The organism is Butyrivibrio sp. TB, assembly GCF_900110805.1.
GTDB lineage: Bacteria > Bacillota > Clostridia > Lachnospirales > Lachnospiraceae > Butyrivibrio > Butyrivibrio fibrisolvens_C.
In genome coordinates this window covers 20,167-46,218 of record NZ_FOER01000033.1, presented here as the reverse complement: position 1 = coordinate 46,218, position 26,052 = coordinate 20,167, and the positions used below count along the sequence as shown (strand labels likewise).

Sequence of the window (26,052 nt, the reverse complement as noted above, 5' to 3'; positions counted from 1 at the left end):
GCCGCACTCAAAATGAGAAGACTCTGCATGCTGATCTGATACTTGCAGGAATCACTCAGCTTATATCTGTAGTACTTGCTGACAAAATTCATCACCATGAATACATCAGAAGCCTCAAGCCCCTCATAGCATAGGGCTTACCAACTTAATAAGGCATCAGCCTTATTCAAGTGCGCCTAAGATAAGATTTATCAGCCCAGTTCACGTCTTTGCCCTCAACAAAAGCGTTCCAGAATGCTTTTGTTAAGGTTACATCTAAACTTTTAATGAGTTTCGCAAATACCTAATAATCTTTTCTCTTTGAGTACTCTTAGATATAGCAAAAGAAATATCGTTAAGGCTTTCAATCAGCTCGTTTAGATCTCTCTTTGCATCTTCAAAAGGATTTTCACCAATACTTGAAATTGTTTCCGGAACACTGATGAACTTATCAATATGATCAAATGCAGCATACAGATAATCAGAAGTTATGGTAAGTGCAAAAGTACCATATTTTGCTCTAAATGCCTGGAGCTTTTCTATAACATAGGCATTAAGAACGTAGTATCCTAAATGCTGATCGCTGGCATATACTTCAAAGTTATCATCAAAGGCGACAGACCCGGTCTCGATCTTCCAAGGAGCAATTGGCGCTTTGCCTCTTACAAAGGTCGTTTCTTTTTTGATAAAAAGAATTTTAAACTGCCCGGAAGCTATAACTCTTACAACCCCCTGTATTCCAGTCGGAGTCTTATAGCTCACAACCGTACCGCTGTAGGTCGTAACCGTTCTGGAATCTCCGTCCGAATCAGATTCAGTATGCTCGCACAAAAGAGAAAAGTTCTCAAGTTCATGCTCATCATTCGAAACAAGGTGATTAGTCACTTTTTCATATTTATCTCTGGTAATAAGTCCTAAATTATGGAATCTATCGAGATCCAGATGCTTCTCTATGTAAGTAAACTCAGCACCCGGAAACACTTGCCTTGCCATCGGCAATACAAACGATTGGCCGTACTGGTTCATTGCGCTATTTCTGATATGCAGCCCCCATAAAAGAAGGAAAATAGAAATCGCAATACCAAGAATTATCAAGAGAAATTCATGCGATATCAATGCGTAGACACCTACTGCAAAAGGCTCAATCACGCCTATTATTCTAATAAATTTAGCAAAAGCCAGCTTTCCCTTTATTGCCCCGAGCATCCTCTTACCCCCAAAACTTCATATTACTTTTTAACAAGCAAAAAATATTTTATCATATCTGCCATGAATCCTCTAAAATAAAATGAGCAATTCCTAAAATAGGATCTGCTCATTTTATTAACTCGAACTTCCCACTTGGGCAGCGGGAAGTTTGAGTAAGCCACATTTTTTTATTTATTCTGAGAACAACATCTCTGAGTATACAGGGAATGGCCAGAAGTCACGATCTGTAAGCTCTTCGAGCTGATCTGCGATTTCTCTTGCCTTGTTCATATCCTTAAGGATAGTATCTCTGCTATACTTCATGCACTTTGTTGCATCTGCAGGTTTCTTCTTAAGATCGTTGTCGATCTTCTCCTGAGCCAGCTGGAGCTTGTCAGAGAGAGTAGAGATCTTGGCTCCGACTTTAGCTTCGTATCCTGCTGAGAATCCTGCATCCTTCTTGACTGCTATACGATCTGCAAGTGTTGTTGCATACTCGGATACTGCAGGAAGGATCTGACGTCTTATCATATCGCTCATAGTGCGGGCTTCGATAGAGATCTGCGCATTGTAGATCTCTTCGTGGATAGCGCGTCTTGCATGCATCTCTTCTTCTGTATAGATGTCATTGTTAACATATAAAGCGATATTCTCAGGATCATCATAGTGAGGGATTGCTTCTGCTGTAGATGGATAGTTCTTAAGTCCTCTCTTTTCAGCTTCTACAAGCCATGCATCGTCATATCCGTCTCCTTCGAAGATGATACGCTGATGATCTGTAAGTGTCTTCTTGATGAGCTTCTGAAGATCTGCCTGGAAGTTCTTGCTCTTCTCAAGCTTGTCTGCGAACTCTTTAAGCTCCTCTGCCATGATAGTATTGAGCGCTATGTTAGGACCGGATACAGACTGAGCACTTCCCAGCATACGGAACTCGAACTTGTTACCTGTAAATGCCATAGGTGAAGTACGGTTTCTATCAGTAGTATCCTGACGGATCTGAGGAAGTGAATCGATACCGATCTTAAGTGTCTTCCTGCTGCCATCCTTATAAGGAGTGCCATTGATGATAGCCTTGATAACATGCTCAAGCTCACTTCCAAGGAAGATAGACAGTACAGCCGGAGGTGCTTCCTGAGCTCCAAGACGATGATCATTGCCTGCGCTTGCAACAGTACATCTAAGAGTTGTCTGATACTCATCTATACCTTTTATGAATGCTGCAAGGAACAGAAGGAACTGAGCGTTCTGGCTTGGTGTTGATCCGGGCTTAAAGAGATTCTTGCCTGTATCTGTACCAAGAGACCAGTTATCATGCTTACCAGATCCGTTAACACCTGCAAATGGCTTCTCATGGATAAGGCATACGAGGTTATGACGAAGGGCTACCTTCTTCATAAGCTCCATTGCAAGCTGGTTCTGGTCACAGGATGCGTTACAGTCTGTGTATATAGGAGCCATCTCATGCTGACCGGGAGCAACTTCATTGTGCTTGGTCTTGGACAGAACTCCAACTTTCCAAAGTTCATTGTCAAGGTCTCTCATGTACTCAGATACACGAGGTTTAAGCTGACCGAAATAGTGGTCAGAAAGTTCCTGACCTCTTGGTGGCATATTTCCAAAAAGAGTACGACCTGTAAGTCTAAGATCTTCTCTCTTGTCATATACATCCTTGTCGATAAGGAAGTATTCCTGCTCAGCGCCTACCTGAGGGATAACTCTCTTTGTCTCAGTATCGCCGAAGAGACGCAGGATCCTTAATGCCTGCTGGTTTACTTTTTCTATAGAACGAAGAAGAGGTGTCTTCTTATCAAGAGCCTGTCCACCGTAGGAAAGGAATACTGTAGGGATATAGAGTGAATTGTCCTTGATGAAAGCAAAGGAATTGGGATCCCACGCTGTGTATCCTCTTGCTTCAAATGTTGATCTAATGCCGCCGTTAGGGAAGCTTGATGCATCAGGCTCGCCTTTTACAAGCTCTTTGCCAGAAAATTCCATAACGATCTTGCCGCCTTCTGCAGGCTCAATAAAAGAGTCATGCTTTTCTGCGGTAACACCTGTCATAGGCTGGAACCAGTGTGTAAAATGTGTTGCACCCTTTTCTACAGCCCACTGCTTCATAGCTTCCGCAATTTCATTGGCTGTTGACAGCTCAAGTGGTGTTCCGTCAGTAACAGATTTTTTCCATGCTTCATATGATGCGCTGGAAAGACGTTCTTTCATGGTTTCTTCGTTGAAAACCATGCTTCCGAATAGCTCAGGTAACTTAGCAGATGTTTCCATATGACTCCTTTTTCTTTAAATCAAAAAGATTTTTTGACCAAACGTTTCAACTTTTCTTATAGTAAATACTTTCTTGTCAATGTGCAAGTGCTTTTTCTATAGATTTGTTAACAACGAGGTCATTAAACTGTCTTGTGAAGAGTTCGAAGTACCTTCCGCCGGCTATCATAAGCTCTTCATGGGTGCCGCTTTCAACGATCCTGCCATCATCTACAACAAGGATCACATCATAGTCTGTGATTGTTGAAAGTCTGTGTGCTATAGCAAAAGTTGTACGGCCCTTGGTCATGACTTTAATGGCATTTTGTATCTTCTTCTCTGTAACAGTATCAATAGATGCTGTAGCTTCGTCAAGGATCAGGATCCTTGGATCTGAAAGAATTGCTCTTGCAAATGACAATAGCTGCTTCTCACCTGTAGACAGGAGGTTTCCGCCTTCTCCTACATCACTGTCCAAGCCTTTCTCCATCCTTCTGACTACATCTCCTGCTGCCACAAGGTCAAGTGCAGTCCAGATCTCTTCGTCGGTTGCATCTTCTTTGCCATATTTAAGGTTCTCTCTTACAGAGCCCGAGAACAGATGAGGCGTCTGCAGCACATATCCTATAGAATTGTGAAGCCAGCCTATAGACCTGTCAGCAGCATCGTGGCCATCGATCAGAATCTGTCCCTTGGTAGGCTTATAGAACCTGCAGACGAGGTTGACAAGTGTAGATTTGCCTGCGCCAGTCTCTCCTACTATGGCTACTCTCTTACCCTGAGGGACTTTAAGATTGAAGTTCTCAAGGACGTTCTCTTCACCGTCAGGATAACGGAAGGTTATATCTTTAAATTCAATATCACCTTTAAGTTCTTCCCAGTTCTCTTTTTTGGGATTAAAAGTGTCACCGTATTTCTCTATAACATCAGGTCTGTCTGATACGTCAGACTCTGTCTCCATAAGCCTTGTGAATCTCTCTATATTGACCTGAATAGCTATAATCTCAGATATAGTAACTACTATGTTCTGTATAGGCTCCATGATACCAAGAGCATAGGATGCAAATACAGAGATGGTTCCTATAGTCATAAGTCCTTCTACAGAAAGGGATCCGCCATACCACAAGACTATTGCAAGAGCAAGTGATGATACAAGAGTTACTATTGCGGTAAAAAATGCTGAGTAGCGCACAGATCTTACAGCTGTACTTCTCATCTTGACTGTATCTTTCTCAAAGTCTTCCTGGATCTTGTCTTCTACTACCAGAGTCTTAATAGATGAAGCGCCTGTTATACCTTCGTTGAAGTTACCTGTGATCTTGGAATTGATCTCTCTTATCTTCCTGTTGATAACAAGGAGCTTCTTCTGAAATACAGCAACAAGTATTACAACAATAGGTATCAGCATGAAGATTATAAGTGCCAGCTTTAAGTTTATAGTCAGCATCATTATAAGTACGAAGATTATATACGAAAGCTGCCATACTATATCCATGAATCTCCAGGCTATCATCTCACCTATTTTGCCGGAATCACTCATAACCCTTGCATGAATATAACCTACATTATTGGTATTGAAGTAAAAAAGTGACAGCTCCTGCAAATGAGAGAACGATGCATTTCTAAGGTCTCTGTTAACGCTCATCTCCACCTTGCCGCACATAGCTACAGTTATGTAGTTGTCTATAGTCTGAAGGGTTAAGACTATGACATAAAGTGCTATAAATACAGGGAGTCCTTTTAAAGTCCCCTGTCCTATGAAATTGTTGATGGCATACTGGTTAAAAAGAGGATATGCAGAGTCAGCAAGCGAGCTTAGCATTCCAAGCGTTACCATCTGTACTATGATCTTCTTGTAAGGCCTGACATATGGAAGGAGCTTTGGAATGCCAAGCCATGGAAGAGTCTTTATTTTATTCTCATTATCTTTAATATTGTTATTCATATTATTCCTTCATGAATTCTATGTCAGTTGTCACACTGCATCTACGTCAAGGCCCTGCAGCCTTGCACATGTATAATATATGCCTTTCCTTTCAAGAAGCTCTTTATGTGTTCCCTGTTCTACGATCCTTCCCTTATCAAGGACTATGATATTGTCAGCATGCATAAGGGTCATGATCCTGTGGGATATCAGTATGACTGTAGCATCATCTATGTTTTCAGACAGTGCTTTCCTGATACGGGCATCTGTCTGAGTATCAACTGCCGAAAGTGAATCATCAAATATCATTACAGGCGGCTCTTCTATGAGCATCTGAGCGATGGCTGTTCTTTGCTTCTGACCACCTGATAAGGTCACGCCCCTTTCGCCTACGAAGGTATCATAACCTGACGGGAACTTCTCAACAGACTCATCAAGAGCTGCAATCTTGGATGCATGCCTTATTCTGTCCATGCTGACGCTTCCCTTGTCATCAGCATCTGCAGCTATTCCTATATTCTCAGACAGAGTCCTTGAGAACAGGTACGGCTCCTGAAGTACAAATCCCAGATTCTTGCGAAGCCATGACCTTTTGATCTTCCTGATATCAACGCCGCCTATTGAGATGGTTCCGTTTTCCTTAGGCAGGTCATAAAGTCTGTCAAGAAGATACATAAGAGTGGACTTTCCTGATCCCGTACCGCCCAGGATTCCAAGGGTTGAGCCCTTCTTTATGGTGAAGCTTACATTCTTTAATATTTCATTGTCGCATACTTCATTAGCTGATCTGTTATCCTTAACAGACATTTCTTTATCAGATTTTTCTTTATCAGATTTTTCTTTATCAGATTTTTCTTTATCAGAATCTGTTTCTTTTATCTGCTCACCATCATTCCTATCTGTGTCAGATTCATTGTCCTTATGTTCAAAAGAATAGGATACATTATCAAACACGATATCCCTGTCTATAGGACACTCCAGAGCGCCCTCTTCGTCCTGTTCTTCTTCGCTGTTCATGATATATCTGACCCTGTCGATTGATATGCCGGCTTTACTCATCTCGGAGATGATCCTTCCCAGCATTCTCACAGGCCAGATGAGCATTGAGTTATAGGATACGAAAGCTATAAACTCTCCGGCAGTTATATGTCCCCTTACGCTGAATACAGCGCCCATAACAGTTACGATCATGACCTGAAGACCTGATATAAGGTCATTGGAAGCCCAGAATGCAGACAGAAGCTTCATAAGATTGGTCCACATCCTGGTATATTCTTCGTTATAGGATACGAACTTGTCCTTCTCGTACTGCTCTCTTCCAAAGGCTCTTACTATACGCACACCTGTAAGGTTCTCCTGCGCTATGGCAGAAAGCTTACCCTCCTGCTCATCAGCCTTTTCAAATGTGGCACCTATCCTCCTATGGAAAAAGAATGAATAGAGTATCAGTACCGGGAAAAGGAGCATTGCGATAAGCGAAAGCTTCACGTTAATAGAGAACATAAAATAAAGGGCCAGAGATATCATGATCACAACTCTGAAAAAAGATACAAGCTGTCCTGAAAGGAAGTTCTTGATAGTCTCTACATCAGAGGTGCACCTCTGTATGATATCACCTGTATGATTGGCACTGTGCCAGGAATAGGGAAGCTTTAAGATATGCTCAAATAAAGTATTACGCATTGTCTCAACAAGCTTCTCAGCACCCTTAGTGTTATATACTTTAGAAAAATATCTGAATACCGCTGCTATAAAAGCTATACAAATGATAACAATAGCGATATAGATAAGGTTATGTCTTATTACTTCCCTTCCACCGAGCCTGTTCATGATAAAGCTCATATAAAAGGGGAGCTTGGACTTGGAATCCCCAATACAATAGTCAACTGTATACTGTATGATCTTGGGGTTTATCATATCTAGAAAAGCAACGACAAGAGATGCTGCTATTCCGCCAAAAAAGAAATGCAGACTCCCTCTTAGAAAGAACATAACCATGCTGCTTCTGGTTTTAAATCTCATAAATGCAAACCTCCATGCATAAAAATCCCGGTGCATATCACAATTAAACGGTACCATAAGTACTCGTATGTAACAACACCGGGATATAGATATAAAGCCTTAATAAATCCTTGAAATATTTTCAAGAAGTCATGTTTAAGTGTAATAAGTCTATGCTGCTATACTCAGCCAAAACGATAGAATCAAAGAAGGTGATTTCTAAGCTCTTCGTCGCTCTTTTCAGAAAGATATGTAGGAGGAACATCAAGAACAGTCTTGCATCCGCGCTGTCCCTCGTCATACATTCTCTTTACTGCTCTAGCATAAGCTACCAGTACACTTGTAGTAAATTCCGGATTGGAATCAAGCTTTAAGCTATACTCGATGATGTGATTGTTCTCTTTATTAACGCCTGTTCTGCCACTTCTAAATACAAAACCGCCGTGAGCCATACCTGAGTGGTTCTTGTTGAACTCATCCTCATCTATGAAATGTACAGTTGTATTGTATTCATCGAAGTAGTTAGGCATCTCTTTGATCTGCTTCTCAATAAGAGCCTTGTCAGCACCTTCCTTAGCTACAACGAAGACTTCTCTAGTATGCTTGTCACGTGTAGTAAGCTCCGGATTCTCGCCATTTCTGACAGCTTCAAGAGCAGCTTCTACAGGAATAGTATACTGCTTTGCATTCTTAACACCCTCGATACGGCGTACTGCATCTGAGTGACCCTGGCTTACGCCCTTGCCCCAGAATGTATAATCCTTACCATCAGGAAGGATAGCATTGGCATATACTCTGTTAAGAGAGAAAAGACCCGGATCCCATCCGCAAGAGATAAGTCCAACATGTCCTGACTCCTTAGCTGCCTTGTCAACATTGGCAAAATGCTCAGGAATACGTGCATGTGTATCGAAGCTGTCAATTACATTAAAGAGCTTAGCATACTCAGGTGTCTGAACAGGAAGATCTGTTGCAGAACCTCCGCAGATGACCATAACATCGATCTTGTCTTTCCAGTCAGCAACTTCACTTACATTTACAACAGGCACATCCTTAGAGATGATAGATACGCTCTTTGGATCTCTTCTTGTAAATACTGCTGCAAGCTCCATATCAGGAGCAGCATTAACAGCTATCTCAACGCCTCGGCCCAGATTGCCGTAACCAATAATACCGATCTTCATATTGTTTCTTCCTCCTAAATTATAAAAAAACATTTATGTCACAAAATCAAATTGCGTTCTGTAAGTCGCACCTAACAATTATATTATAGGCTTATAATTTATGAAATATGTTATTTGCATATTTTTGCATTATCTATGATTAATTTTTTATAAACTGCTGCGCATATTCAGGAAACTCCTTAAGGCTTCCAAGCACTGTATCAGCAAGTTCATTCATCTCATCATCGGCAGGAATGATATCAGGTACCATTACTGTGAGCATATCAGCAGCCTTGCCTGCTCTTACTCCGTTGAAACTATCCTCTACAACCATGCACTGATCTGTATCTACACAAAGCTCCTTTGCTGCATAAATAAAGATATCAGGAGCAGGCTTGCCGTTTTCAAGCTGATTGCCGCTTATAACCTTGTCAAAATACTCTTCCATACCAGTTTCTTTTATATATCTAAGCGCAACCTGCTTGGCAGAAGATGTTGCTATAGCTGTAAGAAGTCCGTTTTCTTTGCACCATTTAAGTGTTTCAAGTGTGCCTTCCTTAACAGGAATACCCTTACTTATCTCTTCTTCGGTATATTTATTCTTGAGCTCATATATCTTGTCTGAGTCGTATCCATTATCTTCAAGCATCTTCACTATGCTCACATGACTTCTTCCTATAAGCTTAAGATAGAACTCGTCAGGGATTCCTGCCTTGATCCAGGCCTTCCTATACACAGCCTCTGTATCATATAATGTTCCATCCATGTCAAAAATTACTGCTTTGATCATCCTATATCCTTTCATTTGCGGATAACTATCAACCGCTTCAAAAAACTTATCTATTACTATATCTTTTTTTGACCAAAAGAAAAAGCCCTTACGGAAAATGATCAGATACTGCACCGTCCAAGTGAAAATTTAATATTAACAAACCTATCTTTCTCTCCGATATAGCTAATGGACTGATTCATTATCATCAATTGGATATAAACGTATCGGCATATTTATATTTCTTTTAAGAATACCAATTTTTACTCAAGGAGGTATATATGAGAGTTCTATTTGCACCCGGAGTTGTAAAGGAAGTTATATCAGCAGAAGTAGTCCCTATGGATATCGGAGATGGCAAGATCATCGGCACTCAGGTCAACTTCAAACTTGCACCTTCCGGCGATATGCTTGAATATATCTACAGCCAGTCAGTTCCGATAGAAGAATCCGGCCAGCGTGCTATTGATTTTGTAAACGGACTCTATGAAAAGGGATATGGCGATTTCTCATCAGAGCCTACAGAAGTATTGTGATATGCACACCTTCCCACTTGGACGCATCCGTATCTCCAAGTGGGATTTTCAGGTATGATCTTGTATCGAGTAGGCTGACTCCTACTCGATTTCGCACACGAACATTCCGCACTTAGTGCTCCATGTTCTTACGACCGGCAAATGAATTTGTATGCAAGCATCCATTCGCTTGCCGGTCTTGTGCAACAAAAAAGGAGACTCCCCGCTGTGTGGGACGCCTCCTTTTATTTATCTGATCCAATTATTTCTGCTGCGATGTTTTTAATATATCTATTTATTAAAGCATTACGTTTCGTCATATCCGGTTGTCTGTTTATCAACAACCATGTCTTTGAGCTGCGGAAGTGCCTTCTCGGGGTCTTCTCGAAGTGATACCATAAACAGGTATGCGCCTATCAGCGTCATCTGTGTTATATCCATGAGCTTTCTGGCTGTAAATCCTGCTGCCTTGACGCTTCTTATGCCGGGACTTTCTTCCACTATCATGTTGTACATCTCCTGCACCAGATCTTCGTGCCTGCTAAGCTTTGACCATATCTTGGATGCCTGCGTCATGGGCATATCACCGCTATATAATAAGCAGTCTATTATAGTTGACTGCACATAAGATGTCTCTGTCCAGTCCCCCTTTTGCCTGAAAGCATTCACTATCTTGATCATCTCAGACGGCTTGTCTGTTATAAGCTTTACAACATTTTTGCCCGTAGGAATCTCAGAAACCGGAAGTTCTGCAATAAATCCGCTTTCAAGTTCAAATCGTATATAGTAACGGTCCTGATATCGCCTTATAAGCTGATACTTAACAGTATCATCCAAAAAGTCTTTGCAGCTTGCGATAACTTCCACGGATAGCTCCTTTCCGGCGGCGTCTTTTATACCTGCTGTTCTTCCTCCTGCAATAATTTAATTGCACACATGGCTATTTTGTAATAAGTATCTCTTCCGGTATTCTGATCCTTCTCTATAGATTCTCGAAGGTATTTCTCAGCTCCCTGAATCTGGTCAAGGGTATACTTTACTTCACTATTGTCCGCACGACAGTACAGCGTTCCGGTAGATTTATCGTATCTTTCCAGAATATCGCCATATTTACTGTATTCCTTACCAAACGTCTTCTTATAAAGCTCATTTATAAGTTCAACACGATCTTCTGCCATACGTCTTCCTCCTTTATGTACGTAAAAAAGTGTGCGCATTATTATTTTATCATGTATCAGTTTAGTTTCAAAGAGGAAAAGACATTCCCTTTATACATCACAAAAAAACCGATGAGCTGATCTCATCGGGGATTTTAGGGAGGAGGGCCATCTGATGGGGAGTCAGACAGCCCATTATGAAAAAGTTAAGTTATTGGTTGCTTCGGATCATTTATCTTCTTCCGATGATTTAATATTACATTGATAATATGACGAAATTATGAACACCACGTTAATGTTGTGTGCCGGAAGAAATTGAAATCGATTTCGAGCAAAAAATATTTTCAAAAAACATGCACAATTTTTTGACTGAATGTTCAATTTATTTTTTACATCTAGAATGTTTACTTTTGAAAAGGGTGTGTAATATACTTGTACCGGAACATAAAAAGGCTATATGCCACTATATAAAGCATATTAAGAGAGGTCATGAAATGAAGGAGTTTACACCTATTAAGGAAGGCAAGGTTCGTGAGATCTACGATACAGGAGACAATCTTATTATGGTTGCTACAGACCGTATCTCCGCTTTCGACGTTATTCTCAAAAACAAGGTTGTTAAAAAGGGTGCTGTTCTGACTCAGATGTCCAAGTTCTGGTTCGACTATACATCTGATATAGTTGCCAATCATATGATAAGTACTGATGTTAAGGATATGCCTGAATTTTTCAACCAGCCTCAGTTTACAGGCAACAGCATGCTTTGCAAAAAGCTTACAATGATCCCTGTAGAGTGTATCGTTCGTGGTTACATCACAGGAAGCGGCTGGGAAAGCTATAAGACAAACGGCACAGTATGCGGCATAAAGCTCCCTGAAGGACTTAAGGAATGCGACAAGCTCCCTGAGCCTATCTACACTCCTTCCACCAAAGCCGAGATCGGTGATCATGACGAGAATATAGATTTCGAAAGAAGCGTAGAAGTTCTTGAAAGAGACTTTCCGGGACATGGCAGAGACTACGCCGAGAAGATCCGCGATTATACAATAGCTCTTTATAAGAAGTGCGCTGACTATGCACTTACAAGGGGCATAATCATCGCTGATACCAAGTTCGAATTCGGTCTTGATGAAAATGGCGAAGTAGTTCTTGCAGATGAGATGCTCACTCCTGATTCAAGCCGTTTCTGGCCTTTAGAGGGATATGAAGCAGGTCATTCACAGCCTTCATTTGACAAGCAGTTCGTACGTGACTGGCTCAAGGCCAATCCTGACAGCGACTACAATCTCCCTCAGGATGTTATAGACAAAACTATCGAGAAATACAAAGAAGCATATAAGCTCCTTACAGGCAAGGATCTCGAGGCATAATAATACAAGCGGGAAGCAGCACAATAGCATAGCTTCCCGCTTTTTTATTCTACCGATTTGAGGCTTTCTACCATATTTATCTTCTGTATAGAAAAATGCGCAATGATATTTACAAACAGTGAAAAGCCTGCGGTCAATGCTGCTGCCAGAATATAACTTCTAACAGATACATCTCTTCCGAACATCATATAATTATTCTCAACCGTACTCATAAGCCACACGAGAAGGTATTTTCCAAGGAATAGACCGATAACAATTCCTACCAAAGTCATGACAGTGTTCTCCCTGTATATATAATTGGTAGTCTCTTTGTCAGTAAATCCCAGAACTTTAAGAGTTGCAAGTTCTCTTACTCTTTCTGTTATATTGATATTGGTCAGGTTATAAAGAACTATAAAAGCAAGAGCTGCCGCAGCTACTATTATGATACATACAGCTACATTGACTGCTGCCAGAGATTTACTGAATCTGTCTACTACAGAATTGATCCTGGTATATGAGGATGCACCGTCCATAGCTACAAGCTTAGAAGACAGATCATCAATCTGCTCATCAGTGGCATTCTCATTATATTTGAGCATAAATCTGTTATCAGAAAGTTCCTCATCTGTAATGGCATTCAGATCATCAAAATCAACATATATATAGTTGTATACGTAGTTCTCAACGATGTCAGCCACAATGAGTTTTACAACACTGTCATCTGACATTACAACTTCGACTTCATCTCCAATCTTCGCATCATAGGTATCTGCCAGCTTCTCTGTAAATAAAGCTTTGGCAGTGCCTTTTTGAATATCAGCCGATCCTTTGGTCATGACAACTTCTTTATTGTCAGTTCTATGCGCTATGGAGATAAAGTTCTTAAAGGCATCATAATCTCTTACTGCAATGATATATGTTCCAAGTATGCTGTCATCTCCAAATACTGATGCCGGCATGTCGGTATATACAGCCATATGATCAGCTACTAAAGCTGCGTTTTCTATCTCATTGTCTATAGCACTACGCTCATCTTCTGTCACATCTTCTGATATATCAAGATATGCATCATAATGGGTGACTTCTACAAACTGCTTGTCTATTACTGTATATAAAGAGTCATATAATCCAAGGCCTACTACCAGAAGCGATGTACAGCCTGCTATGCCTATTACTGTCATCCAGAATCTCTGCTTATATCTAAACAGATTTCTGCAAGATACTTTGGAAGAGAACTTAAGTCGGTTCCATATAAAGCCTATTTTTTCAAGAAATACTCTCTTCCCGGCCTTGGGCGCGCGAGGTCTCATAAGCTTGGCAGGACGTGCCTGTAGCTCTACGCGGCTTGCAAGATAGGCAGTACCAGTGACAGCTACTACAGCTATACCTACAGACATGATATAGATATCGGGCTGTGCTATGAGCTTTAGATCAGGAAGTGTATACTGCCCCTTCCATGCAGTAAAGCATAGCACAGGAAGAAGGGTACATCCCCAGATAAGTCCTATAATTCCGCCTGTAAAACTTGCAAGGAAAGCATAGCCTATATATTTGATAGAGATCATGCTATAGCCATATCCAAGTGCCTTAAGTGTTCCTATCTCGCCTCTGTGATCTTCTACCATTCTGGTCATGGACGTAAGACATGACAGGGCTGCTACAAGATAAAATATAACAGGGAATACCTTGGCAAGATCCCCCATCTTCTCAGCATCCTGTTTGAAGTTCATATATCCTGTGTTACCGCTTCTTGAAAGGACATAGGATTTACCTGTGTCCATGTCATCTATGTCTTTTTGAGCATCGTCTATCCTGGTCTGTCCATCTTCTATTTCTGATCTGGCATCTGTAATCTTTGCTTTGGCATCATCTACCTCTTCCTGAGCATCTGCCAACTCTTTATACGATTCATCAAGCTGTTCCTGTACATCCGGCATCTCATAGGGCGATTCATCGATCATCTTCTGAGTGGCATCAAGTTCTTTTAGTCCGTCATCTATTTTACTCTGTGCATCGTCAATCTGAGCCTGGGCTTCATCAAGCCTTACTCTTCCATCATCAATTTTGGCCTGGCTGTCATCAAGTATACTCTGGCTCTTATCATGCAGGTATTCATACCTGGACTCTACAAGGCCATCCGCAAAGCTTTCCATCTTCTTGGCAAAATCTTTGGTATAGTCTTCATATTTGGAAGTATAAGCTTCCATATCAGCTGTCTTATCCAGCATCAGATATATAGCTGTATAGTAATCCCAGTCATATTCTGTCTCCGGTACATATATGAAAGCTGCAATAGTACCTGTACCGATGTTGGATGTACCTCTGTCAACAGATACAAATAAAGGGCTGTCCGCTATACCTACTATAGTATAGGTATAATCATTAAGCCTGGTAGAAGCCACCTCAATATCTGTATCTACCTGTGAATCAACTTCTGTATCAAAATCCGTGTTTATAGTATTATCATCTTCTGTATCAGCAGTATTATCATTTATATCTGCATTATTATCATTTTCTGAATCTGCAGTTTTTGCTTCATCCTTGTTTGTATCTTCGCTTTCGTCTGTCTCTATGGATTCTGTATTGCTATTTTCTGATACACTATCATTTTTATCTTTTTCACCAGTTGATATTTCAGGATCGTCTTTTGCAGTATCTGCATTATCATTCACAGATTCTGTGACTTCATCATCCTCATCATCCTTATCAGGATCAGTCAGCGTGATGACATCTCCAACCTTAAGGCCCATTTCATCTACAAGTAAACTGTCTATTACGCACTCGCCATTCTTGGTTGCATACCTTCCTTCTTTTAGATACAGGAGGTTGATATCACTGGGATTTGAAAAAACAGATACTACAAGATTCCCAAGCAGAAGGTCTACCTGTCTTGAGCCTTCTGCATATGCAACACCTTCATACGAAGACACCTTTAAAAGGTCTTCTTCCATAAAGCCGAGGGTAGAAAGCATACGGATATCCATAAGCTTCCTGTCCTTATAATATCTTGACGCAGTATACTTCATGTCAGGTGATGTAGTACGAAGACCTGACAGGAAAGCTGCCGCCAGCATTACCAGAAGGAGCAGTGATAAGAACCTTTTTATTGACTTTCTAATCTCTCTAAATGCATCAGTTATAATTACCATTCAATATCCTCTATATCTGTAGGATGCAGATTATCATCGATTCTGTCAGCCTTACCGTTTCTAATGTGTATGACACGATCAGCCATAGGGCATATAGCAAGGTTGTGCGTTATGACAACTACAGTGATTCCCTGCTTTCTTGCCATATCCTGAAGGATCTTAAGTACCTGCTTGCCGGTCACATAGTCAAGGGCACCTGTTGGCTCATCGCATAGAAGTATCTTAGGATTCTTAGCAAGAGCTCTGGCTATGGCAACTCTTTGCTGTTCACCACCTGATAGCTGCGCCGGGAAGTTGTTGACGCGGTGTGAAAGCCCCACTCTTTCGAGAGCTTCAAGGGCGTCCATAGGCTCTTTACAGATCTGGGAAGCAAGCTCAACATTCTCTTTGGCTGTCAGATTCTGTATCAGGTTATAGAACTGGAATACAAATCCTATATCATATCGTCTGTACATAGTAAGCTGACGCCTGTTAAAGCCGCTGACAAGGACATCATCCACGATGATGGTCCCTGATGTACATACATCCATTCCTCCTAGCATATTTAGAACTGTAGTCTTGCCGGCTCCGGAAGGTCCCACTATGATAGTGAACTTACCCTTATCTATGGTAAAAGATGCTCCGTCTACTGCTTTGATCGGCACTTCACCCATGTTGTACTGCTTTACAACATTGTCAAATGTGATATAACTACTATCCATATCTCATAACCTCTTTTATACTTAGCAAGTTATCTGTTGTACAATTATCCTTATCATTTTTCGGCTTATTTGAAGGATTTTATAAGAGTCTGTCAGGAATATCCTCTGCTTCTGACAATGAATCGTTCCCTCCCTTTTTGCATATAAATCTACCGACTCATTAAGCGGTTTTTTAGACTATATAAATTTTGATATAAATTTCCTTTATAATGGACTGTTTTTATGCAACTATACAAAATATTAATTTTGTAGTTATTAATGACTTATTTCATGGTATTATTGTCGTGGCAAAAAGTTTGACTGAACGTTCAAACTACAATTTTAAACATGGCAATAAAATCCCTATTTTATTACAGAAAGAGGCATGCATGGGTGGTTTTTTCGGATTAGCATCTCACGAGGATGCAGTTTTTGATCTATTCTATGGAACTGATTATCATTCACATTTGGGAACAAGACGCGCAGGTCTGGCGGTATACGACAGTGAAAAGGGTTTTGACCGCGCTATCCACAACATTGAATCTTCAAACTTCCGTCCTAAATTCGACAAAGATATCCTTCACATGAAAGGAAATATCGGAATAGGCTGTATTTCAGACTTTGAGCCTCAGCCTCTTATCGTTCGCTCTCATCATGGCACATATGCTATCACTACAGTCGGCAGGATCAATAATGTTGACGAGCTTACAGATAAACTCTTTGAGAATAACCGTTCTCACTTCCTTGAGATGAGCGGCGGAGATGTAAATCCAACTGAGCTTGTAGCTTCTCTTATCAATCAGCAGGATACCATAGTAGACGGTATCCGTTTTGCTCAGGATCATATCAAGGGTTCTATGACACTTCTTGTTATGACCAAAGACGGAATCTATGCAGCCCGCGACAAGTTCGGCCGTACTCCTGTAGAAATCGGCCATAAAGAAGGCGCATACTGTGCTTGTTTTGAAAGCTTCTCATATCTTAACCTTGGATATGAACCTTATAAAGAACTAGGCCCCGGAGAGATCGTATTCCTTACTGCTGACGGAGTAGAGACACTCTCAGCTCCCCGCAAAGAGATGAAGATCTGCACATTCCTCTGGATCTATTACGGATTCCCTGCAGCATCCTATGAAGGGCTCAACGTAGAGCAGGCAAGATATAACTGCGGTTTCAAACTTGCTGACAGAGATATCCAGCGAAGGAACGTATATCCTGATCTTATCGCCGGCGTTCCGGATTCCGGAGTTGCACATGCGATCGGATACTCTAACAGATCAGGTATCCCATATGCAAGACCATTTGTTAAGTACACACCTACATGGCCCAGATCCTTTATGCCTACTATCCAGTCAAGGCGTAATCTTATTGCCAAGATGAAGCTGATCCCTATAGAGGACCTTATCAAAGATAAAAAACTCCTCCTTATCGATGATTCTATCGTTAGAGGAACGCAGCTACGAGAGACTACAGAATATCTGTATGACAAGGGAGCTAAAGAAGTACACATCCGTCCCGCATGCCCTCCGCTTGTATTCGGATGTCCTTATATAAGCTTCTCCAGATCCAACTCAGACAGAGAGCTTATCACAAGACGAGTTATCGAACAACTTGAAGGCAATTCTAATCCTTCAAGAGAAACTCTTGATAAATATACAGATCCGGATTCAGAGCAGTACGCAGCAATGCTTGAAGAGATCAGAAAGCAGCTCAACTTCACTTCTCTTCACTATCACAGACTTGACGATATGATCGAAGGTATCGGTATAGAGTCCTGCAAGCTCTGCACATACTGCTGGAACGGCAAAGGCTAAATAATAACTAACTTCCCACTTGGATGGTGCAGTATCACCAAATGGGAAGCTTGAGATAATAATAATAATAAAAAGCTTTCTTACTATTTTGATCATCAGTAAGAAAGCTTTTTTATATTCATTTTGTTAAACATATCGTATATATCATCCTGATATAAATTATAAAAATAATATATACGATATTCTTTTATTTTTTTATCTAACTTCTTATCAATTCAGCGTCTGTCAAGTCGCATGATACAAAGGAAGCTTCTTGAGCTCTTCGATACTTACAGGCTTGGAATAGTAATAACCCTGGAAAGAATCTGCAGGGAACTTATCTCTTACAAAGCCAAGCATCTCAGCATTCTCGATACCTGTAAGTGCAACATGTACATTCATGTTGTGTGCAAAGCCTGACATAGCTTCTACTATGTACTGGTTTACAAGGTTCTTGTCTATATCTCTAAGGAATCTTCTGTCAACCTTGATAAGGTCTATAGGAAGAAGTCTTAGAAGATCAAGTGAGCTAAAGTCTTCCACATCAAGAGCTATCTGGCTTCCAAGTGACTTCATAAAGTCTACCTGACTCTTAAGATGCTCTCTACTCATGTCACGGCAACGCTTAGTAAGTTCAAGCGTAAGATTCTTAACCGGGAATCTGGTACGTCGCAGCAGTTCCATAAGAGAAGTTCTGAACTCGCTTCGCTCAAGCTGCATGAATGTAAGATTTATATTGAGCATGAAATCAGGGAATACTGCTACTATTCCACGAGTTTCATTAAATGCCTGCTCCAGGATCCAGTTACCAAGCTCAAAGAATACACTGTCATTCTCTAAAAGAGGTATAAATGTATCAGGCATTACCTCGCCATATTTCTCACTCTTCCATCTAATAAGAACCTCTGCACCTATCATATGATTATCTTTGGAAGATACTATAGGCTGGTACACAAGATAGAAGCCTTCACATCTGTTCATGATATCTGCACGTATTGCATCAAGGAGCTCTATACGTCTTGCATTCTGTTCCTGATGTTCATTGTGATATACTACAAGTCCGCCATGATTCATATCCTTGGATACATCCAAAGCATACTTGGCACTTGTATATATAGTATGCTCATCAAGAGCAAAGTTCTCAACAACGACTATACCACCTGCAATACTTACAGGAACTCTTGTGCCGGCAACGTAGAACGCAGTCTTAAGCTGCTCACGCATCCTCGAATACAGACGCCTTACTTCATCAAGAGACAGCGAACCTGTTATAGCTACAAGGCTCGTTCCATCACCTCTGTATATCTTGCCATCACTCTTAACAAGATTAGAAAAAAGATCTGCCTGTGCTCTCAGAAGCTGATTACCAAAAGAATAACCGTATGTACGGTTAATATCATCAAATCTTATTGTATCAATTACAAGAACAACAGATTTCTGCTTGCGATCACGTCTTTGACGAAGTTCATTGAACAGCTGATACAGATTGTCTGTATCTGTGATCGGATCTCTGTTTGAAACTATTCCGTGATTGGTAATAAAGAATGCAAGATAAGCAGGTCTACCCGAATAATCCTTTATGATAGTTCCTTTGCTGGAGCAGGCTACGTACTCACCATTCTTGTCCATAGCTCTATACTCCATAGGAGCTTCCTGATTGATACCTGCTATCATGGCGGTTATACGCTGTTCATAATTCTTACGGTCATCAGGATGGATACGTTTGTGCCAGTCATCGTCGGCATTCTCTATATATTCTCCTGACAGTCCGAAAAATTCTACTGCATTGGTTGACCATCTTGCATAGTGATTAAAGATATCATACACAACTGCATATCGGCTCTTAGATACAACTACAAAAGTATCAAATATCCTACTTATTGTGTCATTAAGTCCGGTCCTAGGCATATTTCCTCCCTATACGGCTAATATCACTCTCCCCAGCCGTACAAAAAACTAGATAATATTTTGAATCTGATATAAAAAATAGTATCGCATTTATATTTTATGTCATTACTGACAAAAATGCCATTATTTTAGATGATTTCGTTAAATTTCTACATTTTGCCCTATATTATATACAAGATTCCGTCACCGTTCCCATATTATGAGGTAGGTGTCAAAAGTTCCTTTTGACACCATATGACTAACGGATTGTTCCGTTTCTTCGAAACTCTCACAATCCTAAAACATTCGCAAATCCGCACTACGTGCTACTTTGCTCATGTTTTGCGGGTCATAAATTCATATTCGATTTCGAGCAAGCTCGAATCGAAATGACTTTTGACCCTTACGTCATATTATAGTAATCTTTACTTTTACTATGTTTTCGCTTATTATAAGAAAAAACCACAAAATAACAGGAGGTGTACAATGGCAGATCCAATCATGGAATCAGGTCCATCTCTTACAGCCAAAGGCAATCTAGTTTTCAAGGAGACTACACGTCTGCGCTTTTTTGGAATTCCGTGGCCTTTCACACATTATCAGATCTATGAGAATGACCTTGTAGTCATTAAGGGACTTCTCAATCTCGACGAAGATGACTGCTATCTTTACAAGATAGCTGATGTTAATATCAAACGTACTCTAGGTCAGAGGATTTTCGGTCTTTCTACTATAACCTGCTTTGTAGCTTCAGATGCTTCAGGTGACAAGATCGAGCTTAAGAATATCAAGCATGGCAAAGAGATCAAGGACTTCCTTCTATCTCAGTCAGAAGCATGCAGACTTCGCAGAAGAACTGTAGCAACCCAGAACTTAAGTTACCATGATGGTCATCATCATATGGATGAATATCCCGGAATGGATCAAGGCGTTGATCTAAACCATGACGGAATCCCTGATGATCTCCAGCACTGATGTTTTTTATAAAATAATGTAGGTGTAAAAAGTTCCTTTTTACACCTACATTATTTTAGTTTTGTTTCAAGATCCATTTTAGGAAACATTTTCATGCTTATACACTAACTTAGATTTACTGACATAAATCTACTGTCATAGACTTACTATGTTAGACCTTGTAATCTGCCAAGCATACACGTATCATATGCTAAGTCTTCGAAGATACTGTACTTACAGAGACAATATCTATATCCTTGTTGCTATAAATACAGCTTCTCTTTGAGCTTCTTCATCATCCGGATACAATGACAGATAGGTACTCATAAGAGAATTGGCTGTTTCAAAATCTCCGGTATACTCATATGCTGTTATCTCATTTCGAAGAAGCGCCTTGTTCTCATTGGGATCATTAAGTGCAAGACCTGTTTCAAAATCATTAATAGCCATGCTGTAATAACTTATATCATTGTAAGATACAGCCATCTGCATCTCACACAGTCCCAACCTGTTGTATATCTCAGCATGCTCGTCATTTTCCTCAAGGTATGATTTATATACACTTATTGCATAATTATAATCACCTTGTTTTTCACCGGTCTGACCAAGGAGCAGAATGATAGGTGATTTGTCCATATCATTCTTTTCATTCCTGGCAAGCTCCAGATAGTTCTGAGCCTCAGCGTTATTGCCAAGATAGAAAGCTATCTGTCCCAGTTCATAGTTGGTCATATGGTTCTGATCCCTTACGCCTTCAAGGATTTCTATGCCCTCATCTTCATACCCGTTGTCTGCAAGGAGCTGATAGATCTCTATGATCCTGTCATATCCCTTAGGATCCAGCTTCATAACAGTCTGGAAGTCCGTCATTGCAAGATCATGATCTCCCTGTTCCAGATAGCAGACGCCTCGCATGTATATAGCATTCTTATCATTCTTTCGAAGATTCAGTATCGCATTATATACACTAATAGCATCACTGTAATCATCATTAAGATAATATGCCTTGGCAAGATAGAAGTTGGTATCAAAGTCTACATCATGAATTATGCCATTGCCTGAGGATAGAGCTGTTTTGAAGTACTCTATAGCACTATCATAATCGCCCTGCTCCAAAGAGCATATGCCAAGAACCCTACAGCAGTCATGCTTGCTTGCACCCTGTGAAAGAGCCTTTTCAAGCGTCTCTTTAGCTTTCTGATACTCATGATCCTGAATATATTTGATTCCGGAATCAAGAAGATTATCTGTTTGTGATGATGAGCATCCACTTAGCATCATCACCATTGTAAGAGCCATAGCAATAAGCGCTTTATCTCGTCCCCTCATTCTGAGTATCCCCCGGTTCTTAATTGACATATATCATAGAATAATTTATTTAAGATGAGCAATTATCTCAACTTCGCACAGTACATTCTTAGGAAGCTGCTTGACAGCAACACAGCTTCTTGCAGGCTTACCTGTAAAGTATTTCTCATATACTCCGTTGAACTTGGCAAAGTCGCCCATATCTGCAAGGAAGCATGTTGTCTTAACTACATGCTCATAGTCTGTTCCTGCTGCCTTTAATATCTCTCCGATATTGCGGCATACTAGATCAGTCTGCTCTTCGATATCAGCTCCTTCAATCTCACCTGTTGCAGGATTGATCGGAATCTGACCTGATGCATAAAGAAAATCACCCGCGATTATACCCTGTGAATATGGTCCGATAGCTGCCGGAGCCTTGTCTGTAGATACTTTTTTCATAATAACTTCCTCCTTAGATATAGATTTAAAAAATACTTATAGTACAAATAATAATACTTATACTAAATACACATGATCCAAAGCGTTTTTAAAAAACAGATTTGTTTTCCTGTTCTTCAAATACCGCTGTAACGTAGAAGCCTCTGGCATTCTCTTCCACTTTAATGACCTTACCTTCTCTTGCAAGCATCCTTTGATTAAAAGGATAATTGCCACTCATAGCAAGAGACGGATCAATTGTATAATAATAATTACTCGGAAGGACTCCCTCTGTGACCGTGATGGTATCGCCTTCTTTCAAAAGGCCGGGGCGCTCCATCTTAAATTCCATAACTCGTTCCATAATCTATAATCACTCTTCTAAGTTATTGATCTCTGCAATCTTGGTCTCTGCATTATTAGCATACTTGGTATCCGGGAACAGTGACATGACTTCATTATATGCTTTCTTGGCCTTGTCATAATCGCCGTTTTCATAATATGCACTTCCAAGGAAGTACAGAGCAGGCTCATTGGTATTGTCATAGCCGTAAGATTTGGCAAGATCTGTTATCGCGCTGTCATAGTCCTGTGAAGTATATGCTTTATAACCAAGCTTATAATAATAATCGCTAAGTGTAGGTCCTACCAGTTCCATCATAGTGCCATACAAAGCAGAAAACTCTTCAGATGCTGATTCACTTATCTTGTCCATATTAACAAGATCCATATGTTGAGCTATACTCTTTGTATCATTTGGCGTCTGAATGTATACATCAACTGCTGCCATCAGCTCATTCATAGCTTCAACTGTAACATCGTTCTCTGAATAAGACTCTATTGTCGCCTGAAGGTCTGCTATCTGGTCATTCAGATCATTTACAGTATTCTGATTCTCCTGAAGAAGCGATGACTTAAGGTCACCTTCTTCGCTTATAGCAGCAATCCTTGCGCTTGCCTCATCATTGATATCCTGTATCTTGGCAGGAAGTACGAGGAATATTGCTGCAAGAAGTCCCAGTACTATACCTATAAACACACTTATAAGAGATACTGTTCCTTTGGGCTGCATACTATGTACAGGCTGGATGATAGTATCATTACCGCTTCTATACTCGATAACATCACCTGTTTCGGATCTCTCCTTGACAGTCTTATCATCGTCATCATCAGGAGACAGCATCTTCTCCGCTTCCTGAAGATAAAACCTGGTCTTAGTGCTTCCGTTATCTATTCGAAGAGCTCTTGTAAGCTCTTTTTTGGCCTTGGAATATGAACCGTTGTTAAGATACAAAAGTCCAAGGAGCTGATGAGCTGCAAGGAAATTAGGATTGGACTGCAGTATCTTTTTGAGCTGGATAACTGCAACATCAAGGCTTCCTTCTTCGCAGTACCTGAGTGCTACATTATATTTTCTTACAGACTGGTTTACAACATCCAGATGAGTAGGATTGTTGCGAAGCTCTTCCATATAGTCATCTGCATGATTGTCTGATGTCTGAAGGTTCTTACTTATGACCCATTCACACAGAGCCGGAACGACTTCGCCAACTTCATAATAGACAAGGCCCAGAAGGTTTCTGGCCTCGATATTATTCTTATTAAGTTTTATACTGTGCTGAAGAGAGTTAATAGCACCGGAAAGATTTCTGACTGTAGCCTTCTGAAGGCCGTCATTATAATATACATTGGAAAGGCTTATAACCTTTTTGTACAAGGCTACATTTTCACCACATTCCGGGCAGAACTCGCTCTCAGTTAGAGTACTTCCGCATCTGTAGCAAATCATATATTGCCTCGCCCATTCTTGGATTTTTTGGGAGCATTTTCAGCTTCTTTCATCATCCTTACAAGAATATCCGCCATATCATCAAGATCCTGATTATGTATCAGTTCTTCAGCATCTTCTATTTCAAGGCTTGGGCGGAATTTTTTGAGTTCTTCTTCGAAATTAATCATATGTCTCCCTGAGCTGACCGGCCAAATATAATGAACCGGCCGCAAAGATCAAATCGTCTTGTGTTCTAATTGAATCTATATATGCGGTAGCTTCTGATACGCTATCATAAAATGATACATTGTCATAACCTTTAAATGCATCTGTAAGTCTGTCCATGTCCAAAGATCTTGAAGTCTTAAGACAAGTCACCGCGATAATGTCAAATATCCTGCTATCACCGATCATGGAAGCCATCAGCTTGTACTGTTTGTCTGAAACAGCTCCAAACAGTAGAATCTTGCGACCTTTCGTGCCTATATCCCTTACACTTGCAAGAAAAGCTTCCATTCCATCTGTATTATGCGCTCCATCTACTATAAATCCCGGTCTTATCTCTTCCATGCGGCATGGCCACATAGCACCAGATAATCCCATCCTTATATCATCATAAGATACCAAAGCCCCTGTATTCTTGAGTTCTTCGATACAACTTATGGCAAGTGCACTGTTCTGAGTCTGATATATTGCACTTGTATGAAGGCATAATCCAACATAATTATAATACTCAGAATCATAGCAAAAATCAACGTACTTATTGCCCTCATCATCCCTGCAAAGCTTGACGTTTTTTATGCTTTCTTCTGAAATCATATGGGTTCTGGCACCTTTTTGCATGGCAATTTCACGGATTACTTGTGTGCTCTCAGGTCTTTTGTCAAAAAAGATAACCGGTACGTCTGTTTTGATAATCCCGGCCTTGTGAGCTGCTATCTTCTCATAAGTATCTCCAAGATACTGCATATGATCCATGCCGATCTCAGTAATCACACATACTACAGGCTTATCTATAGTATTTGTAACATCCAAAAGCCCGCCAAGGCCTGTTTCAAGTACCAGATAGTCTACCGGATGATCCGTATATACTATCATCGCCATAAAGAAAAGATATTCAAAGTATGATGGAAAAAAGAAACCAGCACCATCTTCATCTATTTTATCTGTCTTATTTATTGAATACGTGTGATCTTTTTGCTTATTGTATTCCTCTATAATTTCAAGGATTTTGCAAAAAGCATCTCTAAATACATCTTCGGATATATCTGATCCATCTATTTTGAACCTCTCCGTAATATCTACAAGATGAGGAGAAGTGAACATTCCTATATGATAACCACTATGCAGCAGTATCGATGATACATAATTGCATACGGAGCCCTTACCGTTGGTTCCTGCAACATGGATGATCTTCATATCCTTGTCAGGGCTTTTCATATATTCAAGAAAAGCTTTGTTTTCAGAAATAGTATGCTTGACTGTGCAGTAAGGCAGGCTATTTAGAAACTCCTCACACGCTGCAAGAGTCAGTTTGTTTTGTTTTTGTATGTTTTTTATATTAATAATATTCTGTTTGAGATCATTTGTATTGTAAGTCATATATTCCATTGCCTGCTTTAATATGATGTGCTGACTCATTCATCTTTAAGCTTATGCCGTGAGCAAGCGAGTCCTCTATAAATATATATCCGCAGGCACTATATTTTTACCTGCGGATATACCGTTTTTTCTGTAATGATGTAAGACCGTATTGTTATTATGATCTCACATTTTAATACTA

At 40.3% G+C, this 26,052-nt stretch carries 21 protein-coding genes; 4 read left to right on the top strand and 17 right to left on the bottom strand.

The genetic code is table 11. The features are described from left to right. Nucleotides 1-255: 255 nt before the first annotated feature. From BMX21_RS17285 to BMX21_RS17260, 6 genes are all read right to left on the bottom strand, one after another. Nucleotides 256-1,185 (bottom strand): DUF3137 domain-containing protein, encoded by a 930-nt coding sequence (locus BMX21_RS17285; RefSeq protein WP_092046283.1) that lies wholly within the window; start codon nt 1,183-1,185, stop codon nt 256-258. A 174-nt stretch (nt 1,186-1,359) separates the two neighbouring features. Beyond that, complete coding sequence (locus tag BMX21_RS17280) at nt 1,360-3,447, bottom strand: glutamine synthetase III family protein (protein WP_022757993.1); 2,088 nt, start codon at nt 3,445-3,447, stop codon at nt 1,360-1,362. A gap of 76 nt (nt 3,448-3,523) precedes the next feature. Further along, nucleotides 3,524-5,371 (bottom strand): ABC transporter ATP-binding protein, encoded by a 1,848-nt coding sequence (locus BMX21_RS17275; RefSeq protein WP_092046281.1) that lies wholly within the window; start codon nt 5,369-5,371, stop codon nt 3,524-3,526. Between the two features lie 30 nt (nt 5,372-5,401). Further along, nucleotides 5,402-7,372, bottom strand: coding sequence for an ABC transporter ATP-binding protein (locus BMX21_RS19785; protein ID WP_242952955.1), 1,971 nt, complete (start codon nt 7,370-7,372; stop codon nt 5,402-5,404). Nucleotides 7,373-7,554: 182 nt separating this feature from the next. Then, nucleotides 7,555-8,535: a diaminopimelate dehydrogenase gene (locus tag BMX21_RS17265; protein WP_022757990.1), complete on the bottom strand. Its 981-nt coding sequence runs from the start codon at nt 8,533-8,535 to the stop codon at nt 7,555-7,557. 139 nt (nt 8,536-8,674) lie between these two features. Then, complete coding sequence (locus tag BMX21_RS17260) at nt 8,675-9,304, bottom strand: HAD family hydrolase (RefSeq protein WP_177174099.1); 630 nt, start codon at nt 9,302-9,304, stop codon at nt 8,675-8,677. A gap of 260 nt (nt 9,305-9,564) precedes the next feature. Here BMX21_RS17260 and BMX21_RS17255 point away from each other — a divergent pair, with 260 nt between their 5' ends. After that, complete coding sequence (locus BMX21_RS17255) at nt 9,565-9,819, top strand: hypothetical protein (RefSeq protein WP_022753429.1); 255 nt, start codon at nt 9,565-9,567, stop codon at nt 9,817-9,819. A gap of 285 nt (nt 9,820-10,104) precedes the next feature. Here BMX21_RS17255 and BMX21_RS17250 read toward each other — a convergent pair whose 3' ends face one another. Together BMX21_RS17250 and BMX21_RS17245 are read right to left on the bottom strand one after the other, a co-directional pair. Next, the gene (locus BMX21_RS17250) at nt 10,105-10,665 is read right to left on the bottom strand and encodes a hypothetical protein (protein ID WP_022756054.1); all 561 of its coding nucleotides are present in this window, start codon (nt 10,663-10,665) and stop codon (nt 10,105-10,107) included. A 26-nt stretch (nt 10,666-10,691) separates the two neighbouring features. Beyond that, nucleotides 10,692-10,976, bottom strand: a complete 285-nt coding sequence (locus BMX21_RS17245) for a hypothetical protein (protein WP_092046273.1) — start codon at nt 10,974-10,976, stop codon at nt 10,692-10,694. Between the two features lie 473 nt (nt 10,977-11,449). On the opposite strand from BMX21_RS17245, the gene BMX21_RS17240 reads away from it, so the two are divergent. Continuing rightward, nucleotides 11,450-12,325, top strand: coding sequence for a phosphoribosylaminoimidazolesuccinocarboxamide synthase (locus tag BMX21_RS17240; RefSeq protein WP_022756057.1), 876 nt, complete (start codon nt 11,450-11,452; stop codon nt 12,323-12,325). A 44-nt stretch (nt 12,326-12,369) separates the two neighbouring features. Here BMX21_RS17240 and BMX21_RS17235 read toward each other — a convergent pair whose 3' ends face one another. Both BMX21_RS17235 and BMX21_RS17230 read right to left on the bottom strand, forming a co-directional pair. Next, nucleotides 12,370-15,456, bottom strand: a complete 3,087-nt coding sequence (locus BMX21_RS17235; protein WP_092046270.1) for an FtsX-like permease family protein — start codon at nt 15,454-15,456, stop codon at nt 12,370-12,372. Beyond that, on the bottom strand, nt 15,450-16,157 hold the full coding sequence (locus BMX21_RS17230) for an ABC transporter ATP-binding protein (protein ID WP_022756059.1): 708 nt from the start codon (nt 16,155-16,157) through the stop codon (nt 15,450-15,452). The genes BMX21_RS17235 and BMX21_RS17230 overlap by 7 nt, the downstream gene beginning before the upstream one ends. A gap of 368 nt (nt 16,158-16,525) precedes the next feature. On the opposite strand from BMX21_RS17230, the gene BMX21_RS17225 reads away from it, so the two are divergent. Then, nucleotides 16,526-17,950: an amidophosphoribosyltransferase gene (locus BMX21_RS17225; RefSeq protein ID WP_092046267.1), complete on the top strand. Its 1,425-nt coding sequence runs from the start codon at nt 16,526-16,528 to the stop codon at nt 17,948-17,950. 225 nt (nt 17,951-18,175) lie between these two features. Here the strand turns inward: BMX21_RS17225 and BMX21_RS17220 are convergent, their stop codons facing one another. Continuing rightward, nucleotides 18,176-19,837 (bottom strand): EAL domain-containing protein, encoded by a 1,662-nt coding sequence (locus BMX21_RS17220; protein WP_022757742.1) that lies wholly within the window; start codon nt 19,835-19,837, stop codon nt 18,176-18,178. 465 nt (nt 19,838-20,302) lie between these two features. Here BMX21_RS17220 and BMX21_RS17215 point away from each other — a divergent pair, with 465 nt between their 5' ends. Then, nucleotides 20,303-20,791: a PH domain-containing protein gene (locus tag BMX21_RS17215; RefSeq protein WP_080656181.1), complete on the top strand. Its 489-nt coding sequence runs from the start codon at nt 20,303-20,305 to the stop codon at nt 20,789-20,791. 228 nt (nt 20,792-21,019) lie between these two features. On the opposite strand, the gene BMX21_RS17210 is transcribed toward BMX21_RS17215, so the two are convergent. From BMX21_RS17210 to BMX21_RS17190, 6 genes are all read right to left on the bottom strand, one after another. Further along, nucleotides 21,020-22,099, bottom strand: coding sequence for a tetratricopeptide repeat protein (locus BMX21_RS17210; RefSeq protein ID WP_177174098.1), 1,080 nt, complete (start codon nt 22,097-22,099; stop codon nt 21,020-21,022). Between the two features lie 45 nt (nt 22,100-22,144). After that, nucleotides 22,145-22,519: a RidA family protein gene (locus tag BMX21_RS17205; protein WP_092046261.1), complete on the bottom strand. Its 375-nt coding sequence runs from the start codon at nt 22,517-22,519 to the stop codon at nt 22,145-22,147. An 88-nt stretch (nt 22,520-22,607) separates the two neighbouring features. Beyond that, a complete protein-coding gene (locus BMX21_RS17200; protein ID WP_022754589.1) occupies nt 22,608-22,862 on the bottom strand; it encodes a hypothetical protein in 255 nt (84 codons plus the stop codon). 9 nt (nt 22,863-22,871) lie between these two features. After that, on the bottom strand, nt 22,872-24,287 hold the full coding sequence (locus BMX21_RS17195; RefSeq protein ID WP_022754590.1) for a tetratricopeptide repeat protein: 1,416 nt from the start codon (nt 24,285-24,287) through the stop codon (nt 22,872-22,874). Further along, on the bottom strand, nt 24,284-24,457 hold the full coding sequence (locus BMX21_RS19465) for a hypothetical protein (protein ID WP_022754591.1): 174 nt from the start codon (nt 24,455-24,457) through the stop codon (nt 24,284-24,286). The genes BMX21_RS17195 and BMX21_RS19465 overlap by 4 nt, the downstream gene beginning before the upstream one ends. Further along, the gene (locus tag BMX21_RS17190; RefSeq protein ID WP_177174097.1) at nt 24,450-25,871 is read right to left on the bottom strand and encodes a bifunctional folylpolyglutamate synthase/dihydrofolate synthase; all 1,422 of its coding nucleotides are present in this window, start codon (nt 25,869-25,871) and stop codon (nt 24,450-24,452) included. Before BMX21_RS17190 ends, BMX21_RS19465 begins: the two co-directional genes overlap by 8 nt. Between the last annotated feature and the right edge of the window lie 181 nt (nt 25,872-26,052).